Annotated in this window: 1 rRNA gene; it reads right to left on the reverse strand. The window is 53.8% G+C overall.

Annotation, left to right across the window (positions count from 1 at the left end):
• Positions 1-1,341, reverse strand: a 16S ribosomal RNA gene (locus tag AB0K60_RS37535); the annotation flags it as partial.
• Positions 1,342-2,500 lie beyond the last annotated feature (1,159 nt).

The raw sequence follows: 2,500 nt of genomic DNA on the forward strand, positions 1-2,500 counted from the left end.
AGGTTAAGGTCTCGTTCGTTATCGCAATTAAGCAGACAAATCACTCCACCAACTAAGAACGGCCATGCACCACCACCCACAAAATCAAGAAAGAGCTCTCAATCTGTCAATCCTCATTGTGTCTGGACCTGGTGAGTTTCCCCGTGTTGAGTCAAATTAAGCCGCAGGCTCCACCCCTGGTGGTGCCCTTCCGTCAATTTCTTTAAGTTTCAGCCTTGCGACCATACTCCCCCTGGAGCCCAAGCACTTTGATTTCTCGTAAGGTGCCGAACGCGTCAAAAAATAACATCGTCCGATCCCTAGTCGGCATAGTTTATGGTTAAGACTACGACGGTATCTGATCGTCTTCGATCCCCTAACTTTCGTTCCTGATTAATGAAAACATCCTTGGCAAATGCTTTCGCAGTAGTTAGTCTTCAATAAATCCAAGAATTTCACCTCTGACAATTGAATACTGATGCCCCCGACTGTCCCTATTAATCATTACGGCGGTCCTAGAAACCAACAAAATAGAACCACACGTCCTATTTCATTATTCCATGCTAATGTATTCGAGCATAGGCCTGCCTGGAGCACTCTAATTTTTTCAAAGTAAAAGTCCTGTTTCCCCGTCACACCCAGTGAAGGGCATGAGGTTCCACAGAGGGAAAGGCCCGGCCGGACCAGTACACGCGGTGAGGCGGACCGGCCAGCCAGGCCCAAGGTTCAACTACGAGCTTTTTAACCACAACAACTTTAATATACGCTATTGGAGCTGGAATTACCGCGGCTGCTGGCACCAGACTTGCCCTCCAATTGTTCCTCGTTAAGGGATTTAAATTGTACTCATTCCAATTACAAGACCCAAAAGAGCCCTGTATCAGTATTTATTGTCACTACCTCCCCGTGTCGGGATTGGGTAATTTGCGCGCCTGCTGCCTTCCTTGGATGTAGTAGCCGTTTCTCAGGCTCCTTCTCCGGGGTCGAGCCCTAACCCTCCGTTACCCGTTGCAACCATGTTTGGCCAATACCCAAACATCGAAAGTTGATAGGGAAGAAATTTGAATGAACCATCGCCGGCGCAAGGCCGTGCGATTCGAGAAGTTATCATGAATCACCAAAGAGCCCAGAGGGCATTGGTTTTTAATCTAATAAATACATCCCTTCCGAAGTCGGGATTTTTAGCATGTATTAGCTCTAGAATTACCACGGTTATCCAAGTAGTAAGGTACTATCAAATAAACGATAACTTATATAATGAGCCATTCGCAGTTTCGCTGTATAATTGCTTATACTTAGACATGCATGGCTTAATCTTTGAGACAAGCATATGACTACTGGCAGAATCAACCAGATAACTATCGTCCGCCGCGGAAAAACGGCAACCGGTGCTGCGAGCAGCGCCGGAGAGATGTCAAGTTCACTGGGTGGCGTCCGGAGACGCGCCGGGCAAAGCACCTGCGGCAGGAGCCGTGGGCGCCGTGCGAGCCGGCAATCCGCTTTCCCACTCATGTGTTCCCCAGCGAAGCCGTCGACCACACTGAGCCCGAACGGGCGGCGTGTGGCCTGGGGCACGCCAGGAGAAGGACTCAGCGCCCGACTTCAGCCATTGCGGCGTCCGGCGGGCGTGGTTGCCTTCCGTTGCTCGATGGTAGAACTCGCCAGAGGCCAGTAATCCACAGAACCCATCCCTACAGCGGCGATTGCCGGGGCATTCGTCGCCTTCAGGGCATCCCCAGTACGCCGTGAAGCCTGAGCGACCGGTTTCGTGGGGGCCGACCAACACTATGAATCCCTCGCTAGCGAGACCGGAGCCTGCAAGCCTGTTCAAGGGACCACGCAATGAAAGTCTTCAAGATATGGTACAGTTGTTTGATTGCGGTTGTGTTGTGGCCGGCCGATTGCTCGACTGGCCACCCGCTCTCACATACCCTCCGAGCTCTCTGGTGGGGCGCCCCCGCCACCCGGCACTCGTTGGCCACTTTTGATTTCCCGCAAAATTCATTTGTATGGCAAATCCAAAAAATCGACTCACGAACATACATTTCCAACAACGCACCACCCCCCCCTCTCGGCGCCGGGTTTCTCGGCACCAGCGCGCCCCCAGGCCTGCCAGCAGCCAGCCCACGTATTTCTTTTGCCCTTGCCGCCGCCCCCAGATGGTACAGGGTAGGTTCAGGGTAGGCCTTACCCTGCACCCCGACACAGGCGCCACCAGGAGGCTTTAGAGGCTAGAAGCGCTATAGGGAGGCCCTGGCCGAAGGCCCTGGCGTACGCTGCTATCGCTATGCCCATCTACGGGGGGCGCTAGAGGGAGCAGGTGGCCGCCAGGCTTGACCAGAAGCCGCACGTAACAAAGCATCAGCCTAGCACTATAACCACCCCGCCCACCTAAAACGCAGCCAGCGCAGCAGGAGTAGTAGGGTAGGCATATAGGCAGGCCCACGCCGCCCTAAAGGGGGCCCCGACCTCTCCTAGGTCGCCCCTATACGCCCGCGGCGGCTTATTTACGTGGTCGTGG

Source organism: Thermopolyspora sp. NPDC052614 (assembly GCF_040678635.1).
Lineage (GTDB): Bacteria > Actinomycetota > Actinomycetes > Streptosporangiales > Streptosporangiaceae > Thermopolyspora.